Genomic DNA, 17,690 nt, shown 5'->3' on the forward strand with positions numbered 1-17,690 from the left:
GGGGTTTAGCCTCGGATTATCTTTGCAAAACTGTCAAAGATCGGCTCGTTGGCGCAGATCACCTCGCCATCGTCCAGAACGTTGCCCTCTGGGTTCAGGGGCTGCACAAAGCCACCGGCCTCTTTCACGATGATGATACCCGCAGCCAGATCCCACGCGTTCAGGCGGCGTTCCCAGAACCCTTCATAGCGGCCCGCGGCCACATAGGCCATGTCCAGCGCGGCGGCACCCCACCGGCGGACGCCGGCACATACAGGCATCAGGCGCGCCAGATCTTGCAAGGTTGCAGGCAGGTCCGAACGACCACCGAAGGGCAAACCGGTCGAGAAGATCGATTCGATCATCCGATGACGGCCCGAGACACGGATGCGCATGTCGTTCATCCAGGCCCCTTCGCCTTTTTCGGCAAAGAACATCTCATCCTTGGCGGCGTCGTAGATCACGCCAGCAACGATCTTGCCCTTGTGCTCCAGCGCGATCGAGACCGCCCAGTGCGGCAGCCCGTGCAAGAAATTCGTGGTGCCGTCCAGCGGGTCCACGATCCAGCGGCGGGTCGGGTCTTCACCATCTATCGCGCCGCCCTCTTCGGCTAGCCAGCCATAGGTCGGGCGCGCGCCCAGCAGTTCTTCTTTCAGGATGGCTTCGGCGGCGATATCGGCCTTGGACACAAAATCGCCCGCGCCCTTCATCGATACCTGCAGGTTCTCGACTTCACGGAAATCCTTGACCAGAGATCGCCCCGCTTTGCGCGCGGCTTTGATCATGATATTGAGATTTGCACTGCCAACCATTGTGAAAAGGCTCCTGTCCGGTCAAGCCGCGCGTATACTGGGGCAAGGCGTACTTGCCAAGTGGAATGATGCGCATAGCAGCACCATAGTCTTTGCATAGCAGCTTTCTCGGCAAGCGGACTCAAGAGACACTCAAAACCCACTATTATTAGCGTGTATTTCAAACCTGTGATGTGATCTCTGTCACAGACTCTCGCCTGAACATCGCCCAATATCGAAATGCCAAATCTGGCTTTTTTCCTAGTACTTTTGTTTCACGTTGCCTTAAGGTCCCGCGCTTTTTTTCTCGCGCTTAAAATCTTATTTGGAGTTAATTTTATGACGACTTACCATGAATTCCCGCAGCAGGACATCGACCAACTCGTTGAAACCGCACGTGCCCACTATGCGGAAATGGATCTAAAATCCATGTCCGCCAATGACATGATGCACGAGGCCACCCCTTTGAAACTGGGGGAAACCTGCATTTCGGTAGATGTCGAAAACGGAAAAATCTGTCTGAAAATTCCGATCGTTGACAAAAAGGTCTGCTTTCCAATTCCATCGTCTATCCCCAACGGAACCGCAGCAAAAGCCTGTATAAAAATATGCACAACACTCGGCTTTCCAACCGGAGCTTGCGTGACGATTACCGCACTGGGTATTCAGGTTGTGCATCAGTGCTTCGGCAAGTGCTAAGGCATTTCCGGACCTCGCGATCAGCGAGGTCCTCCACGTCGTAGCAGGACGTCTATTGGCTTTGAAGCTTGCGCGCCTCGTCTCGGGCGAGCTCGATCAGTTCCTGCACAAAAGGTTTTTCCAAATCTTCCGAGCGGACGGCAGCGTATAGGCGGCGGGTGATCCCCTCGTTCGTCAAAGGCCGGGTAACGTAGTCCGAGTTGTATTTGACCTCGCGCACGACCCAATCAGGCAACACGGATATACCCCGGTTTGACGCAACCAGCAGCAAGATCACAGCTGTCAGCTCAACCTGCCGGATAGCGGTTGGTTCAACCCGCGCCGGGATCAACAACTGGCTGAAGACATCCAGACGCGTGCGTTCTACCGGATAGGTGATCAGGGTCTGACCGCGAAAATCCTCGGCCTCGATATATCCTTTCTCGGCCAGCGGATGCGACGAGGCAGCCACAAATACAGCATTGTAATCGAAGAGTTCGACGAACTCGACGCCCGGCAGATCTTCGGGATCAGATGACACCACCAGATCAACCTCTTCCTTTTGCAACGCGGGCAAGGCATCAAAAGCCAGACCGGGACGGATGTCGACATCGACGTCACCCCAAGATTTCCGAAACGATTCGAGCACCGGAAACAGCCATTCGAAACAGGCGTGGCATTCAATAGCAATATGCATCCGCCCCGTGCGCCCGTCGCGCAACGAGGTAAATTCCTGCTGCGCTGCTTCGACCTGCGGCAGGATCTGTTCGGCCAGCCGCAACAGGCGCAACCCAGCTGCGGACAGTTTCATCGGCTTCGACCGGCGCAGGAACAATTCCACCCCGGCCTGATCCTCAAGGCCCTTGATCTGATGGCTCAGCGCAGATTGCGTAATGTTCAGCTGGTCCGCCGCACGCGCCAGCCCACCACATTCGTGGATGGCTTTGATGGTCCGCAGATGCCGGAATTCAATATGCATATGTCGCGCAACTCATGTTGTTCTTGAAGAATATGAGTTTGTCTCACATCGCTCTACGTGGCACAAGAGGCTCAATTGATCCTGCGAGGCCGTGATGACCAGACCTGAAATTTCATTCGAGTTTTTTCCACCCAAGACGCTTGAGGCATCATTCCGTCTTTGGGACACGGTGCAGACTCTGGCCCCTTTGGAGCCCCGCTTTGTCTCGGTCACCTATGGCGCAAGCGGTACCACACGAGAGCTGACGCGGGATGCGGTTGCGACGCTGCACAAATCATCTGGCTTGCCGGTCGCCGCGCACCTGACTTGCGTTGATGCGTCGCGTCAGGAAACGCTGGAGATCGCAGACAGGTTCGCCCGCGCGGGCGTCGAGAACATTGTGGCCTTGCGCGGTGATCCACCAAAAGGGCAGAACAAGTTCGTCCCTCATTCCGACGGTTTTGCCCATTCCGTCGAACTGATCGAAGCGCTGGCCGAGACCGAGATGTTCAACATCCGGGTTGGTGCCTATCCTGACAAACATCCCGAAGCCCGCGATATGCAAGCGGATGTGGACTGGTTGAAGGCAAAGCTGGATGCAGGCGCGGATGAGGCTTTAACCCAGTTCTTCTTCGAGGCCGAAACCTTTTTCCGCTTCCGCGATGCCTGCGTCAAGGCTGGAATCGACAAGCCCATCGTGCCTGGCATATTGCCGATCGAAAACTGGAAGGGCGCACGTAGTTTCGCCCAGCGCTGCGGCACCCATATCCCGGATTGGGTCGATCGGGCTTTTGAGAAAGCCGTGCGCGACGACCGTGAGGATCTGTTGGCCACCGCGCTCTGCACGGAGCTTTGCTCAGACCTGATTGAAGGCGGCGTGGACAAGCTGCATTTCTACACGCTGAACCGCCCGGAACTAACCCGCGATGTCTGCTTTGCATTGGGGATCACCCCGAAAACCGAACTTCAGAACGTCGCCTAAGTCAACCGCTTCTATTGGCTTTCTGCCCGGGCTGCATCGCGGTCCGGGTTTTCTTCATCTGTAGGAAGGTTTGCCATCAATCTCGCAGACCCAGCCGGGGCGAGCGCCCAATTCGAAAACAATCTGCAGGTGACAATTCTATTGTCACCTCGACCCGCCCCAATACTCTGTAAAATTTGACAAAATCGTGACGATATCGAAACTTGGCTCATGTGTTTGTATAGAGTGTATTGAGTATGGAGACTGTTGACAAAGTTAAGGCACGCACCGACGCATTGGCGGACCTCGGGCTGGACTCGAATGCCGCTCCGGATGACATCCGGGACGCGTGGCGGCGCATCGCCTTTCACGCCCATCCCGATCACACGGGTGGGGATTCTGCAAACTTCGCGCGCGCCAAGTCAGCCTATGACTATCTGCGCAAAGAAGGTTTGACCGTCAAAGGGGCGAATGCCGGGCCTCGCCAACCGCGGCGACCACGTTTGCGGCGGCGCATTATCGAGTTGGAACCGGAAGATATCGCCAATTGCATGGCCATGCTGGACCCGGGCCGTGCCTTGCCAAATGCGGCATCGCACGATGCCTCTGATCCAGATGCGGCAACGCTCGCGGACTCGGATCACGTGCCGGACGCGGTTGGGTGCTATGGGCGCAACCTGACCTATTTTGTGCCGACCCCAGTGTGTGAAGGCGCAAATCGCATTGCGCTGCCGACATCGGTTCTAAGCTCTTCCCGGACCACCGAAACCGAGGTTTTGAGCTTTCAGTCGAACGACGAGGGGGCCGGTGAGGTCGTCATTCCAGACACAATCTGCGAACGCAAGTTCCCTGGCGCCAAGAGTGTGCGCATTCGGTTCGAAGCTGATCAGGCGATCCGCAACGAATACTGGCTTGCCAGCTGATCAGTGAAAGGCCCGGCTTATGGGGGTAAGCCGGGCCTTGTTTCGTGAGTGATCGGTTAGTTGCTAACCGGACCTTCCGAGGTGAATTTAGGGATAACACTGGTCGACGCATCGCCGGTTTCAATGCCCGGCCAGTTGCCTTCGGCCAGATTGATGTTGCCCGGCACATCTTCTTCCCAGAACCCGACCACAACATCCGTGATGTTCAGATAAAGCTTGTCATCGACGATGCGCCAAAGGTTCGGGTTGGCTGGAACCTTGCCGCCTTTTGAGACACCATAGGCGCAGTGACCATCATACTGTGGCGCATAGTAGGCCGGGTTTTCCAGGAACTTGTCGCGGTTCTCTTCGGTTGCAAACGCCCAGGTCGCGCCATTGTATTCCGCAGTGATATCCGCATTTCCACGCACAGCGGACGGCTGGCTTTGGCCAACGGCAACCTGATCCAAGTTGCGATAGGCCACAACGTCATAGCCCGAGACGGCAAACCCCGTTCCATCAACATATTGCGGGCCGGCAAAGGCCGGAATAGCCAGCGCAATGGCCGCGGCGAAAGTCAAAGCAAAGCGTTTCATATGGTCATTCCTTTTCTCGGTCATGTGCCTAAAAGTGCCGTGTTGGCGGGACTGCGATAACAATAATCGAATTTGTTTGCTGACGTAGCCCTGCTCGCGCCGCTGTGACCCAGAACGAGAAATCGTGAGATGTTCAGCGGGGAATATTACAGGAAGCGCTTTTGGGCGGGGTTGGACTCGGAAGATTGCAACATTAGCTGTAGGAGGACCGGGCGCGCGGGCACCCGGAATTAGTAAGAAAGGCACCAGATGAGCGATCAATCCACATACACTCCCCCCAAGGTCTGGACATGGGACAGCGAAAGCGGCGGGCGATTTGCGAACATCAACCGGCCTATCGCAGGTGCGACCCATGACAAGGATCTCCCCGTTGGACGCCATCCTTTGCAGCTATATTCGCTAGCCACGCCCAATGGCGTCAAAGTCACCGTGATGCTGGAAGAGTTGTTGGCCCTGGGTCACGAAGGTGCCGAATACAATGCCTGGCTCGTCAATATAAGTGAGGGTGACCAGTTCAGTTCAGGTTTTGTCGGTGCCAATCCGAACTCGAAAATCCCCGCGCTGTGGGATCGATCCGGTGACGAACCTGTCCGTGTTTTCGAAAGCGCTTCGATCCTGTTTCATCTGGCCGAGAGGTTCGACGCCTTCCTGCCCAAGTCCGGCCCGGAACGGACCGAGGTTATGAACTGGGTGTTCTGGCAGATGGGCAGCGCGCCCTATCTGGGCGGCGGTTTTGGCCATTTCTACGCCTATGCGCCTGAAAAATGGGAATACCCCATCGATCGTTTCGCAATGGAAACCAAACGCCAGCTGGACGTTCTGGATCGGGAACTGGCCGAGAAAACCTATATCGCGGGCGAAGACTACACCATTGCCGACATGGCCATCTGGCCCTGGTATGGGCAGTTGGTTCTGGGCCGCCTGTATGACGCCGCAGAGTTTCTGGATGTCGAATCCTACAAGAACGTCATGCGTTGGGCCAAAGCGATTGATGCGCGTCCGGCGGTTCAAAGGGGCCGAATGGTCAACCGCCCGTTTGGCGAGCCGCACACACAATTGCACGAACGCCACGAGGCCAGCGATTTCGAAACGCGCACTCAGGACAAGCTGGAAACAGCGCCCGAATAAAACAGATCACATCCTTACGCGGTGTCGCTTTGGCACCGCGTAAGGCGCAGATCGCTACTTCAGGATCGGCGGCTTTTCAGAATCACTCCCCGGTACAGGGCGTATAGTATCCGGTTGTTCCGGCTGCGGCAGGTCGAACCGCAAGCCTGTTTTCGCCAGCAGCCCGGCCGCGACGTCGTCCATGGCGAAGAACCCAACATCCATCGCACCAGCTTCGACACCCGAAAAGGTCAATGCCTCCGAGGTGGCCTTGGCCAAAGCAGGTTCCGCGCCCTCAACCGCACCCACGAACCCCAGCAAATGCCCTGTTGCTCCGTGTGCTGATTTCGTCGCGACCAAATAGGCCGATTGGGCCAACCCACCGGCGGTGGCCAGTTTTGTATCCAGCGCGGTCAGCAGGTTGTCAGGTAGCCCTTTCGGCGGAAGAAACTCAGCAATCCTTTCCTGCACTTCTTCCGGGCTGTGCTGCAAAGTCGTCGCCAGCCAACCCAACGCCTCGACCGGGATCAGCATCGAAGACGGGGCCACGTCCAGGTTCAGACCCAAACCAATCCCCTGCCCGGCAAGCATCGATGACAGCACCCGCCCAGACAGCGCAACATAGGGTACCGGGCGATCTGCAAACTGAGCCAGCCTGTCCTCGCGGTCAAACGCCAGCACAAACTGACCATCTGCCACGTCGAACACCTCGGGCGAGACATTTTCGCCCTGTGCCTCCTCGGTCAGCATCAAGAACAGCTCACTATCTGCCAAACGCTCGAAGAACCTCAGCCGGGCTTTGTCATCGTTCGGGGCGGCGTGCATCGCGGCGTGGGCCGTGTCCAAAGCCGTTGTTTCAGTCATCCAGCACCTCTTGCACCCTGGCTCGCAAAACTGGCAGCAGCTCGGCTTCGAACCACGGGTTTTTCTTCAACCATGCCGTATTGCGCCAGGACGGATGAGGCAAGGGGAAGACATATGGCGCGTGGGACTTCCAGTCTTTGACTGTATCTGTAACGGAACTGCGCGCACCAAGGTGGTACTTATGGGCATGGCCTCCCACAAGAACCGTCAGTGGGACCCCGCCAAGCGCCTCGACCACACGATCATGCCATGTCCTACGGCAGATTGCCGGTGGCGGCAAATCCGCGCCCTTGGCATCATAGCCCGGAAAACAAAAGGCCATAGGCACGATTGACAGCTTGGTCCGGTCATAGAAGACGGCATCATCAATACCCAACCACGCGCGCAATCGATCCCCGGAAGGATCAGTAAACGGACGACCTGACTCGTGTACACGCGCACCAGGCGCCTGCCCCGCAATCAGGATCGGTGTGCCCGGTTTAAACCAGACGACCGGTCGCGGCGAATGGGCCGTCTCTGTTTGCGCAAATTGATCGGCGCAAAGGCTGCAGGCTTGAATCTCATCGATCAGGTTGACCATGGAATGTTACCTGTCCCTTCCGAACGCTGGCGCATATTGATGATTTGTTTCATAATTCGACATAATGTAGCCAACATGGACCGATAGGAAATGCACCTCATCGCCATGTGATAAGAGCGACACAATACTGGATTGAGCAGCAGAGAGCAGATGCTTGAGTTCGAGAATGTCAGCAAATCCTTCTGGACCGGGACCAGCCGAAAGGTGATCCTGGATCAGGTGTCATTCCGGGTTGAACTGGGAAAATCTCTTGGGGTCCTCGCCCCCAATGGAACCGGAAAAACCACGCTTATCAATATGATGGCCGGGTTGGAAAAGCCGGATGAAGGGGTCATTCGCCGCGATTGCAAAGTGTCCTTTCCAATGGGATTTACCGGGGGTGTGTCCAGCAAGATGTCGGCGCTGGAAAATGCGCGCTACATCGCCAAAATATACGGCATGGATCCCGATTATGTTGAGGCCTATTGCAGTTGGCTTTGCGGTTTGGGTGAATATTTCAACCAGCCGCTTGCGACCTATTCCTCGGGGATGCGGGCGCGATTCACCTTTTCGCTACTGCTGGCGCTGGATTTCGACATGTATCTGATTGATGAGGGGATGCCCTCTTCCACGGATGTTGAGTTCAACAAAAAAGCCGGGGATATCTTACAGGAGCGTCTGCGCACGACGACCTTGGTGATTGTATCGCACAGCCCCGAAACACTAGAGAAGTTTGCCCAACAGGCGGCGGTTCTGTTGGACGGGCAGCTTTACATGTTTGAAACCTTGGAAGAGGCAAAACAGTTATATGACTACGAAACCCAAGGTTAGAAAGTACAATCTGGGCCGCAAGCGGCAGGTCGATGCCTCGGCCGAGGCGCGCGCGGATGCTATTGCGCGCATCCGAAACGCCACACAAAGCCCCGCCGCCGCCAATGAAACCCAGCCCGGAACAGAACTGGACGACATAAAGCGCGAAGGTCTGACCGGTCGCCAATTGCGCATCGCACGACGTCTTGCCCAAAAGCACGGGCTTGCCGCGTCTTCTGACTATGACGCTGTGCGCCTGCTGCGCAAAAAGGGCATTGATCCGTTCGAGCGGACAAATCTGCTCGAACTTGCCGCTGCAAAAGAGCCAGATGCAGACGCACAGCCCGGCAAGCCAAAAGACAAAGTCCGGGTCCAACTGCCCCAAACTACGCAGGAAAAACAGTATGGCGTTCCGGGCCCTGAAATGAGCCCGGCCGAACGGCGCAATCTGGAAATCGGGCAAATTCAGAAAGAGATCGCGCACAGGCGGCGCGTCAAACTCTTTACCTTGTTCGCCAGATTGGCCGCGTTTGTTCTTCTGCCGACCTTTGTGGTGGGGTTCTATTTCTATCGCATCGCGACGCCGATGTATGCCAGCAACTCCTCCTTCTCGATCCTGCAAGCGGATGCTGCAGGTGGCTCTGTAGGCGGCTTACTGTCGGGCACACAGTTTGCCACGGCCCAGGATTCGGTTTCGGTGCAGGATTTTCTGGAATCAAAAGAAGCACTGCTGCTGCTGGACCGGGACGCGGGGTTCGCTGAGGTGTTCAAGCAGGATTGGATTGATCCGGTCCAACGTCTGGCTCCAGACGCAACACTTGAAGAGGCATATAAGCTTTATAAGCGCATCGTAACGATCGGATACGATCCTACCGACGGAATCATCCGGATGGAAATCATCGCCCCAGACCCGCAAACCTCGACCGAGTTTTCTGAGCGCCTTATTTCCTACGCAGAAAGTCGTGTGAACACTCTGTCTGGTGAAAAGCGTGATGACCAGATGCGGGATGCGCTTGAAAGTTTCGAAGCCGCGCAAGAGGCGCGCAGGCAAGCTCAGGAAGACCTGATCGAACTGCAGCTTCAAGGCGCGGTTCTTGACCCCGAAAACGTTCTTGCAGGTCTGCGTGGTCGGATCAACGAGATTGAGATTTTGCTGCAGGACAAACGCCTTGAGCTGGCTGCCTTGCTGGACAATCTGCGCCCCAATCAGGCCAAGGTCGACGGGGTGAACGCAGATATTGCCCGACTGGAAAACGTGCTGGACGAGCTGAATGCCGAGATGCTGGATGTCTCGGCAGGCGAAAACTCGCTGGCCCGCCTGAGCGTTCGGATTCAAATGGCACAGGCTGATTTGGTCGCACGGGATATGTTGCTGCAAACCGCGATGCAGTACATGGAAACCACACGAACCGAGGCCAACCGGCAGGTGCGGTATCTGACCGTCTCGGTCAATCCCGTGCCAAGCCAGGATCCCAGCTATCCGCGCAAATTCGAAAATACGATTTTGGCTTTCCTGTTGTTTGCTGGTATCTACCTGATGATCTCGCTTACCGCGTCGGTCCTTCGTGAACAGGTATCCTCGTAAGACACATGAAACATGTAAAAATCTCCGACCTGACGGTCGGCAACGACCTTCCGCTGACCATTATTGCCGGTCCATGCCAGCTTGAAACAGCCGATCATGCCCAGATGATAGCAGGCAAGATGAAAGAAGCCTGCGAAGCTGCGGGCGCGCAATACGTGTTCAAGGCCTCGTATGACAAGGCCAACCGGACATCACTGTCGGGCAAGCGCGGCATGGGTATTGATGCGGGACTGAAGGTTCTGGACGACATCCGTAAATCCATCGGTGTGCCGGTGCTGACAGATGTCCATACCGAGGCTCAATGTGCCGTCGCTGCCGAGGCAGTGGATGTTTTGCAGATCCCGGCCTTCCTGTGCCGCCAGACGGATATGCTGTTGGCTGCCGGAAACACGGGCGCTGTGGTCAACGTTAAAAAGGGGCAATTTCTGGCCCCGTGGGAGATGCCGAATATCATCTCGAAGATCGAAAGCACTGGCAATCAGAACATCTTGCTGACCGAGCGTGGCACATCTTTTGGCTACAACACTCTGGTGGCCGATATGCGCTCGCTGCCTCAAATGGCTCAAACCGGTTACCCCGTTGTCATGGATGCGACCCACTCGGTGCAACAACCGGGTGGCCAGGGCGGATCGTCTGGCGGCCAGCGTGAGTTTGCGCCAGTGATGGCGCGCGCATCTGTGGCAGTTGGTGCAGCCGCAGTCTTTATGGAAACGCACCAGGACCCGGACAATGCACCTTGCGATGGGCCTAACATGATCTACCTGGACCAAATGCCAAAACTCATCGACACATTGATGCGTTTTGACGCGCTGGCTAAAGCGAACCCCATCCATATCTAACCATTGAGTGCTGTTATGACCAAACCTATCCCCGAGGTGTCCCCAAACACCTGGAGCTTTCTACGCGACGCGATGATCAAGCCTACCGGGTTTCGCGAATATGACGCACGCTGGAAATTCCCCGAAGAGATCAATTTACCGGGAATGACAGCACTTGGCCTCGGTTTGGGCACCCAAATTCAACGGCGCGGGATCGAGCCGGTCATAGCGGTGGGCAACGACTATCGTGACTATTCCCTGTCGATCAAAAACGCGCTGATCCTGGGGCTGATGCAGGCAGGCATTCAGGTCAAGGACATTGGCCCCGCGCTTAGCCCAATGGCCTATTTTGCGCAGTTCCATCTGGATGCTCCGGCCGTCGCGATGGTCACGGCGAGCCACAATCCAAACGGCTGGACTGGTGTGAAAATGGGGTTCGAACGTCCTTTGACTCATGGCCCTGATGAGATGGCCGAGTTGCGCGACATCGTTCTAAACGGCGAAGGGCAGTCCCAATCAGGTGGCTCGTATGAATTCGTCGATGGCGTGAAAGACGCCTATATCGATGATCTGGTCGGTGATTTCAGAATGACCCGCCCGCTGAAAGTGGTCTGCGCCACCGGCAACGGTACCGCCTCGGCATTCGCGCCCGAAGTCCTTGAACGGATCGGGGTTGAGATTGTGCCCAGCCACACCCGGCTGGACTACACATTCCCCAACTACAACCCCAATCCAGAAGCCATGGAGATGCTGCACGACATGGCCGATACCGTGAAATCAAGCGGTGCCGATCTGGCGCTTGGCTTTGACGGGGACGGCGATCGCTGTGGCGTTGTAGATGACGAGGGCAAAGAGATTTTCGCCGATAAGGTTGGTGTCATCATGGCCCGTGATCTGGCCAAACTGCATCCGGGGGCGACCTTTGTCGCGGATGTGAAATCCACTGGTCTGTTCGCCAGCGACCCAGAGCTACATGCCCTGGGGGTCAAAGCCGACTATTGGAAAACCGGGCACAGCCACATGAAACGGCGCGTCAAAGAGATCGGTGCTTTGGCAGGGTTCGAAAAATCGGGGCACTACTTTTTAGCCGAACCAGTCGGGCGTGGCTACGACTGCGGCATGCGCGTTGCCGTTGAGATTTGCAAGCTGATGGATCGCAACCCTGACCAAAGCATGTCGGACCTGCGCAAGGCATTGCCCAAGACATGGTCCACACCAACCATGTCGCCCTACGCGTCGGATACCGAAAAATACGGTATTCTGAACCGGCTGGTCGACAAGTTGGTCGCCAAAGCAGAAGCGGGCGAAAGCCTTGCGGGCCGCGCGATCAAAGAGGTGGTGACCGTCAACGGTGCCCGCGTCATTCTGGACAATGGTAGTTGGGGATTGGTGCGTGCGTCTTCGAACACGCCCAATCTGGTGGTTGTCTGCGAAAGCAGCGAAAGCGAAGCCGAGATGCGCGCCATCTTTGCGGATATCGACGCCGTCATCCGGTCAGAGCCTGGTGTGGGCGACTACGATCAGACCATTTGAGGGTGTTGGGGACAAAGCCCCTGCCCGCTAGCCTTTAATCGCCTCCGAACAGTTTCAGCAGGCCTTTCTTGGCCTCTTCCTCTAGCTTGTTCTTCAGGGCGTCTTCGATCTGATCGCTGTCTGTCACGGTTGTGTCCAGCTCTTGCCCGACCTTGTCGAACACCTTCTGTTTGGCACTGTCTTCCAGTTCCTTAACCTTTCCTTCGGCCGCGGCCTCGATGGCTTTCGTCAGATCGGGTTTGATCGATGGGCTGCTCCACGGCCCTTCAATGCGCACAGGCACCGAAATTCCATCGCCGGAATTGGCGCGCAGGGCGGTAGGTGTAAACAGATAGTCGATGCTGCGCGTGCCCAGATTGACGCGGCCCGCGCCATCAGCGCGGAAATTCTTGAGCGACATCAGCAGATCATTGTTGGTCAGCACGCCTTTGTCGATCACATAACTGGCGGTCAGGCTGTTGAACACGGTCGTACCGCCAGAGCCCGTCCCCCGGCCCATAAGCCGATCCAGATCAAAGCCCGAGATCACACCGCGCCCAACATCTACGTTGCCCTTCCCGCTGAGCGAACGCATGATCTGATCTTCGGTCTGCCCCACCCCCAGAAACTCGACCGCACCTGATGCGGTACCGGACAGGCGCTCTACCCCTGCCAGGGTCGTTAACGCCTGTTGCAGATCGAAGCCGCTGGCTTTCAAGCTGCCGCCCACGGACAAGCCGTTGCGGTTGTTCGCAACCACCTGCCCGTTAAGCTGACCCGAAAACAATGTGGCCGGATGCATTTCCAGCACCGCACGCGCGCGATCCAGACTTAGTGTAAGGTCCGACGCGCCAAGCTCCATCCCCGGAACCGCAATGGACTTCGCGGTCAGGCGAATTTTGCCATTCGCCAGAGACAAAGCTGATGCATCAATCGTGTCTTTGGACCAGCCTTCGTTGGCCGAGGATTCCGAGCCCCCATCCGATCCCTCCACCGCGCCAGTTGCTTTGGTCAGATCCAACGCCCCCGCATCCAACCGGGCGACGATGTTCGGGGTCGCGGCAATCGTGATATCGGCTTCGCCCGCAAAACGGTTGTTATCGAGCTGGGCCACCATATCGCGCAACGACACCTTGCCGTCTGTTGTATAGGTCATATGGGTCGAGATATCCGCCGTCTGACCCAGGCCATAGGGAACGCCAACACCACCCTGCCCAAAAGCAGCCAGCATCTTTTTGGTACTTTTTGTGGTGATTTGCGTCTTGCCGTCCATCTCTCCAGACAGGTTAACCCGACCGTCGAACCCGATCTCGCCACCAGGCGCTTTCAATGACAGCTCTAGGGGCGTCACCTCACCAGTGGAAAACGCGGGCAGATCGGGAATTTTTAGGTCCACCTGTACCGCACCGCCCGGCACACCCATATTGGCCTCCATGACCATCGGGGCCGAGATATCGGGCCAACTGGCCGACAGGGTCACTCCTGCGAAATCCATCTGGGTCACGCCGTTTTCGACATAGATGAGCCGCGCATTCGTAAGCTCCAACTGTTCCAGCGTGACCGCAGCACTTGAATCGGCCGACACTACGCTGGAGGCACCGCCACCTCCGGACAACGCCGCGGAAGGCGCGCCCAGAACCCAGTTTCCGCGCCCATCTGCCAGTTCAAGCCTCAGAACGGGATTATCCGCGAAAACACGTTTGATCTTCAGATCGCCCGCCAGCAAAGCGGCGGCATCAACACCCACGGCAAGGCTTTGCGCGCTCAGCATTGGTTCAGGGCCGGCCCAAGAGGCGTTGCCGAATGTCACAGGTCCGGTTTCCATACCCAGCACCGGCCAGAATGACAGGTTTACATCGCCTGTGAGGGTCAGATCACGGCCCGTTTGGGCCTTCACCTGCTCGGACAGGATTGCCGCCAGCTTGTCGCCAGGCATCAGCAGCAAGGCACCGATGACCAGCCCCACGACGGCGACAAGAATGAACAAGATGCGTATTAGCCATTTCATGTGTCTGCTCTCCACCTGCTGGCCTGTTTGATTTCATCATCCAAATGCAGCGTGACATTTGCAAGGGGAAGCTTTCCCCACTATATGCCGCGCCATGACCACGAACCCGCCAAATCTACGCCCCGACCTCGCGCCCGCCGCCCGGATGCCCGAGACATCCCGCTCAAACCAGCCAACCATTGGTATGGTGTCGTTGGGATGCCCCAAAGCACTGGTCGACAGCGAGCGCATCCTGACCCGTCTGAGGGCTGAAGGATACGGCATTTCACCAGACTATGCCGGGGCCGATGCCGTCATTGTGAACACCTGCGGGTTTCTGGACAGCGCCAAGGCAGAATCCCTGGATGCGATTGGCGAGGCGCTAGTCGAAAACGGCAAGGTGATCGTCACCGGCTGCCTTGGGGCGGAACCCGATTACATCCGCGAACACCATCCACGCATTATGGCCGTCACTGGGCCGCATCAATATGAACAGGTTCTGGATGCGGTACACGCGGCGGTTCCGCCTGACCCGGACCCGTTCGTCGATCTGTTGCCCGCCAGCAGCGTGCAACTGACCCCGCGCCACTACAGCTATCTGAAGATTTCGGAAGGCTGTAACCACAAATGCAAGTTCTGTATCATTCCTGACATGCGCGGGAAACTTGCCAGCCGCCCGGCCCATGCCGTGTTGCGCGAGGCCGAGAAACTGGTCGACAATGGCGTTCGGGAACTCTTGGTGATCTCACAGGACACTTCGGCCTATGGGTTGGATCGAAAATACGATGCGAACCCCTGGAAAGACCGCAAGGTGCGCAGCCATATCACCGATCTAGCGCGTGAGCTGGGGCAGTTGGAGGCCTGGGTGCGTCTGCACTATGTCTACCCCTATCCGCATGTGCGCGAATTGATTCCGCTGATGGCAGATGCCGGATGCAACGTGCTGCCTTATCTGGATATCCCGTTCCAACACGCGCACCCGGATGTTCTGAAACGCATGGCACGCCCGGCAGCAGCCGCCAAAACCCTGGATGAGATCCGGGCGTGGCGCGCCATGTGCCCCGACATTACCCTGCGTTCGACCTTTATCGTCGGCTATCCCAGCGAGACAGAGGCAGAATTCCAGACTTTGCTGGACTGGATGGACGAGGCACAGCTGGATCGCGTTGGCTGTTTTCAGTACGAAAACGTCGCTGGCGCACGCTCGAACGATCTGCCGGATCATGTTCCCGGCGAGGTCAAGAAAGAACGCTGGGATCGCTTTATGGAAAAGGCTCAGGCGATTTCCGAGGCGAAGTTGCAGGCCAAAGTTGGACAGACCATTGACGTCATTGTTGATGAAGTTGACGATCAGGCCGCCACTTGCCGCACCAAGGCAGATGCGCCAGAAATCGATGGGAACCTATTCATTGATGAAGGATTCGAAAGGCTTAAACCCGGCGATATCGTTCAGGTGACGATTGACGAAGCGGGTGAGTATGACCTGTGGGGTCAGATTTCCTAACCGCAGGGCTATGTCCGAACACCGTCCATCGGTAAAGCGTGACCTGAGTTTATTGGAGAATAGGCGCCGCCACTCTCATCTTCGACATGAAACCAAACGGAGGTTTTCATGTCACGCGTAACTCATTTGGCCAAACGCAGTATGGTGCTGGCGATTTCCGCCTTAATACTGTCAAACCCGGCTGGCGCAGTTGGCCTCAGCAAATTGTCATCCGATGTTGTGTATGTCGGAGGCGGAAAATTCAGCGTTCATATCCAGAGCGCCCGTCCGGTCCAAAGGCACTACTATGCCCCCAAAGCCGAGCATCACATCAGAAAACACCATCAGAACCTGCACCGACCCAATGTTCGCGCGGGTCACAGACGCAAGGGGCTTAGACGCCATCCGAATCGGGCGTTTCGGGGCCATGGTCATCGTGTGTTTATCTACAGGCATGGGTTTCACAACAAGAAACACTAGGTCGCCCCCTGTTTCGGCGACCGCTCGACAACAAAAAACCGCCCGTTGGGCGGCGTTGCGGTTTCAAAAAGAAGACAGGCGGCCCAAATTGGACCGCCTGCGGAAAGCTTATTGTGTAACCGGGTTACAGACAGTCTCACCTGCTTCTGTCGTCGCCAGGTCATACCCGCCAGGGCAGCTTGGTGTGCCAGCTTTGTCATAGCTTGGCTGAATGTACACAGGGGTTGGTTCCGGCTGTGCGCACGCAGTCAGAAGCAGCGCGAAAGTGCCAACAGCAGCGAGTTTCAGTTTCATGTCCGTCTTTCCTCTATTACTTTTCTGATATTGCCCAATTTTTCGGGGCCATAGTCAGGATAAAAGCAGAAGCTCACTCTGGCAACAGAATCGATCACGCACCGGTGATCGGCAGCGAAGCTACGCCTGTGTCAACACGTCCTACGCTGTATCTATTCCGCTCTGGCCCTCTCGGTACATCGGATTACACTTCTGTGGTGACATAAGCCAAATCCGGAGGAGCCACATGTCTGACACCCCAATCATCGCCAGAAAAGAACCCGCAGCCGTCGACGTGGTCGAAGGCAAAACCTATTTCTGGTGCGCCTGCGGCCGATCAGCCAGGCAGCCATTTTGCGATGGATCACACAAGGGCACGGGCATTGAACCCTTAAAATACACGGCTGAAGCCAGCAAAAAGGTGTTTTTTTGCTGTTGCAAGCATAGCCAGAAAGCCCCCCTGTGCGACGGATCACATTCGAAGATCTGACCTGTGGCGAAGGGCGGCAAACAAAACAGCATTTACACAGAACCCGGGTGCCGAAGTTGCGGAGGACCGGTTTTCATCCAACCAGATCGCGCATTCCTTGCTGCAATTCGCTGCCCTACAACGCGTCACCAATGCCGCATATCCTTCGGCGGAAAGTCGCCCTTCGGCCATCGCATCGGTAAAAGAAACGCCCAGTGATCGCGCGACAGAGCGACTCAGCCAGAAATGTTTTTCAATCGGGCCTAGCTTTTCGCAAGGCATCGGACGTCTTCCATCTGCGCGCGCTTCAGCGCAGCAAACTGTGTGCGATTCGGACAACTATGCGGGGCGGCAGTGATCTCCTCGTGCTCATTCAGCCATTCGGGGCACTGTTCAGCCCACATACAGCCACGGCAGAACCGGATCATTTCCGCCCACTCCTCATGGCTGAGACGACCTGTGGAATGCGCCTTAACCAGATCTGTACCGGTCGCCTGACCCATCCGTAGAATCAGACGGAGGTGGGTCATGATATCTCCGAGCCGTGGCATCAGATCACCATCGCTAGGGCCTTAATTTGTGAAGCAAATCCTGGTTGCGGCAATATTCCGGCGCACGGTTCAGCGTGTCGGCATTCTGCAACAGGTTTTGGCAGTGTTTCGGGTTCGGACAATCGGCACACCGAACAACGGCATCCGAAATCTCATCAATCGATATGCCGCCTTCAATGGCGGTTTCCTGCAAGTCGATGTCCAGCATTCGCGCCATGTCATCGACCAATCCGGCGTGCAATCGCAAAGTTTCTCGGCTGGGCATATCCTGTCCTTTCCCTGTCGCGCCATGAGGGGAAGGTATCTGCTGGCCAAGGTAAAACCTTG

21 protein-coding genes are annotated in these 17,690 nt (G+C 56.6%); 11 read left to right on the forward strand and 10 right to left on the reverse strand.

The window, feature by feature from the left end; genetic code table 11:
• Positions 1 to 5: 5 nt before the first annotated feature.
• Positions 6 to 791: an inositol monophosphatase family protein gene (locus tag AC2FFE_RS11765; RefSeq protein WP_496820360.1), complete on the reverse strand. Its 786-nt coding sequence runs from the start codon at positions 789 to 791 to the stop codon at positions 6 to 8.
• 318 nt (positions 792 to 1,109) lie between these two features.
• On the opposite strand from AC2FFE_RS11765, the gene AC2FFE_RS11770 reads away from it, so the two are divergent.
• Positions 1,110 to 1,469, forward strand: a complete 360-nt coding sequence (locus AC2FFE_RS11770; RefSeq protein WP_496846715.1) for a hypothetical protein — start codon at positions 1,110 to 1,112, stop codon at positions 1,467 to 1,469.
• Positions 1,470 to 1,521: 52 nt separating this feature from the next.
• Here AC2FFE_RS11770 and AC2FFE_RS11775 read toward each other — a convergent pair whose 3' ends face one another.
• Positions 1,522 to 2,427: a LysR family transcriptional regulator gene (locus AC2FFE_RS11775; protein WP_496820357.1), complete on the reverse strand. Its 906-nt coding sequence runs from the start codon at positions 2,425 to 2,427 to the stop codon at positions 1,522 to 1,524.
• Between the two features lie 94 nt (positions 2,428 to 2,521).
• On the opposite strand from AC2FFE_RS11775, the gene metF reads away from it, so the two are divergent.
• Both metF and AC2FFE_RS11785 read left to right on the forward strand, forming a co-directional pair.
• Entirely contained in the window at positions 2,522 to 3,388 is an 867-nt protein-coding gene (metF, locus tag AC2FFE_RS11780; RefSeq protein ID WP_496846716.1) for a methylenetetrahydrofolate reductase [NAD(P)H], read from the forward strand.
• Positions 3,389 to 3,624: 236 nt separating this feature from the next.
• Positions 3,625 to 4,290 carry a J domain-containing protein gene (locus tag AC2FFE_RS11785; RefSeq protein ID WP_496846717.1) on the forward strand — a complete coding sequence of 222 codons (666 nt, stop codon included), beginning with the start codon at positions 3,625 to 3,627 and terminating at the stop codon, positions 4,288 to 4,290.
• A gap of 56 nt (positions 4,291 to 4,346) precedes the next feature.
• On the opposite strand, the gene AC2FFE_RS11790 is transcribed toward AC2FFE_RS11785, so the two are convergent.
• Positions 4,347 to 4,865, reverse strand: a complete 519-nt coding sequence (locus tag AC2FFE_RS11790) for a YHS domain-containing (seleno)protein (RefSeq protein WP_496846718.1) — start codon at positions 4,863 to 4,865, stop codon at positions 4,347 to 4,349.
• Positions 4,866 to 5,114: 249 nt separating this feature from the next.
• Here AC2FFE_RS11790 and yghU point away from each other — a divergent pair, with 249 nt between their 5' ends.
• Positions 5,115 to 5,993 (forward strand): glutathione-dependent disulfide-bond oxidoreductase, encoded by an 879-nt coding sequence (gene yghU, locus AC2FFE_RS11795; RefSeq protein WP_496846719.1) that lies wholly within the window; start codon positions 5,115 to 5,117, stop codon positions 5,991 to 5,993.
• Positions 5,994 to 6,047: 54 nt separating this feature from the next.
• On the opposite strand, the gene AC2FFE_RS11800 is transcribed toward yghU, so the two are convergent.
• Together AC2FFE_RS11800 and AC2FFE_RS11805 are read right to left on the reverse strand one after the other, a co-directional pair.
• Entirely contained in the window at positions 6,048 to 6,836 is a 789-nt protein-coding gene (locus tag AC2FFE_RS11800; RefSeq protein ID WP_496820352.1) for an SseB family protein, read from the reverse strand.
• Positions 6,829 to 7,416 (reverse strand): uracil-DNA glycosylase family protein, encoded by a 588-nt coding sequence (locus tag AC2FFE_RS11805; RefSeq protein WP_496820351.1) that lies wholly within the window; start codon positions 7,414 to 7,416, stop codon positions 6,829 to 6,831. The genes AC2FFE_RS11800 and AC2FFE_RS11805 overlap by 8 nt, the downstream gene beginning before the upstream one ends.
• Positions 7,417 to 7,566: 150 nt before the next feature.
• Here AC2FFE_RS11805 and AC2FFE_RS11810 point away from each other — a divergent pair, with 150 nt between their 5' ends.
• Genes AC2FFE_RS11810 through AC2FFE_RS11825 form a run of 4 tightly spaced genes read left to right on the forward strand, consistent with a single transcriptional unit; the run spans position 7,567 to position 12,141 of the window.
• Entirely contained in the window at positions 7,567 to 8,226 is a 660-nt protein-coding gene (locus AC2FFE_RS11810) for an ABC transporter ATP-binding protein (protein WP_353010523.1), read from the forward strand.
• Positions 8,204 to 9,790, forward strand: coding sequence for a KpsE/RkpR family capsule polysaccharide export protein (locus AC2FFE_RS11815; protein ID WP_496820350.1), 1,587 nt, complete (start codon positions 8,204 to 8,206; stop codon positions 9,788 to 9,790). The genes AC2FFE_RS11810 and AC2FFE_RS11815 overlap by 23 nt, the downstream gene beginning before the upstream one ends.
• 5 nt (positions 9,791 to 9,795) lie before the next feature.
• Positions 9,796 to 10,629, forward strand: coding sequence for a 3-deoxy-8-phosphooctulonate synthase (kdsA, locus tag AC2FFE_RS11820; RefSeq protein WP_496820349.1), 834 nt, complete (start codon positions 9,796 to 9,798; stop codon positions 10,627 to 10,629).
• Positions 10,630 to 10,644: 15 nt separating this feature from the next.
• Positions 10,645 to 12,141, forward strand: coding sequence for a phosphomannomutase/phosphoglucomutase (locus AC2FFE_RS11825; protein WP_496820348.1), 1,497 nt, complete (start codon positions 10,645 to 10,647; stop codon positions 12,139 to 12,141).
• Positions 12,142 to 12,175: 34 nt separating this feature from the next.
• Here AC2FFE_RS11825 and AC2FFE_RS11830 read toward each other — a convergent pair whose 3' ends face one another.
• Positions 12,176 to 14,128 carry an AsmA family protein gene (locus AC2FFE_RS11830; protein ID WP_496846720.1) on the reverse strand — a complete coding sequence of 651 codons (1,953 nt, stop codon included), beginning with the start codon at positions 14,126 to 14,128 and terminating at the stop codon, positions 12,176 to 12,178.
• A 94-nt stretch (positions 14,129 to 14,222) separates the two neighbouring features.
• Between AC2FFE_RS11830 and rimO the strand changes: the two genes are divergently transcribed.
• Entirely contained in the window at positions 14,223 to 15,611 is a 1,389-nt protein-coding gene (gene rimO / locus AC2FFE_RS11835) for a 30S ribosomal protein S12 methylthiotransferase RimO (RefSeq protein ID WP_496846721.1), read from the forward strand.
• A gap of 108 nt (positions 15,612 to 15,719) precedes the next feature.
• The gene (locus tag AC2FFE_RS11840) at positions 15,720 to 16,070 is read left to right on the forward strand and encodes a hypothetical protein (RefSeq protein WP_496820345.1); all 351 of its coding nucleotides are present in this window, start codon (positions 15,720 to 15,722) and stop codon (positions 16,068 to 16,070) included.
• Positions 16,071 to 16,178: 108 nt separating this feature from the next.
• Here the strand turns inward: AC2FFE_RS11840 and AC2FFE_RS11845 are convergent, their stop codons facing one another.
• Positions 16,179 to 16,364: a hypothetical protein gene (locus tag AC2FFE_RS11845; RefSeq protein WP_496820344.1), complete on the reverse strand. Its 186-nt coding sequence runs from the start codon at positions 16,362 to 16,364 to the stop codon at positions 16,179 to 16,181.
• Positions 16,365 to 16,590: 226 nt separating this feature from the next.
• On the opposite strand from AC2FFE_RS11845, the gene AC2FFE_RS11850 reads away from it, so the two are divergent.
• Positions 16,591 to 16,833: a CDGSH iron-sulfur domain-containing protein gene (locus tag AC2FFE_RS11850; protein ID WP_496820342.1), complete on the forward strand. Its 243-nt coding sequence runs from the start codon at positions 16,591 to 16,593 to the stop codon at positions 16,831 to 16,833.
• Here the strand turns inward: AC2FFE_RS11850 and AC2FFE_RS11855 are convergent.
• Genes AC2FFE_RS11855 through AC2FFE_RS11865 form a run of 3 tightly spaced genes read right to left on the reverse strand, consistent with a single transcriptional unit; the run spans position 16,816 to position 17,628 of the window.
• On the reverse strand, positions 16,816 to 17,094 hold the full coding sequence (locus tag AC2FFE_RS11855; protein WP_496846722.1) for a DUF6455 family protein: 279 nt from the start codon (positions 17,092 to 17,094) through the stop codon (positions 16,816 to 16,818). The two genes, AC2FFE_RS11850 and AC2FFE_RS11855, sit on opposite strands and share 18 nt — an antisense overlap.
• Positions 17,076 to 17,363: a DUF6455 family protein gene (locus tag AC2FFE_RS11860; RefSeq protein ID WP_496820339.1), complete on the reverse strand. Its 288-nt coding sequence runs from the start codon at positions 17,361 to 17,363 to the stop codon at positions 17,076 to 17,078. Before AC2FFE_RS11860 ends, AC2FFE_RS11855 begins: the two co-directional genes overlap by 19 nt.
• Before the next feature lie 13 nt (positions 17,364 to 17,376).
• Positions 17,377 to 17,628: a DUF6455 family protein gene (locus tag AC2FFE_RS11865; RefSeq protein ID WP_496820338.1), complete on the reverse strand. Its 252-nt coding sequence runs from the start codon at positions 17,626 to 17,628 to the stop codon at positions 17,377 to 17,379.
• Between the last annotated feature and the right edge of the window lie 62 nt (positions 17,629 to 17,690).

It is taken from the genome of Ruegeria sp. YTSA168, assembly GCF_059610045.1.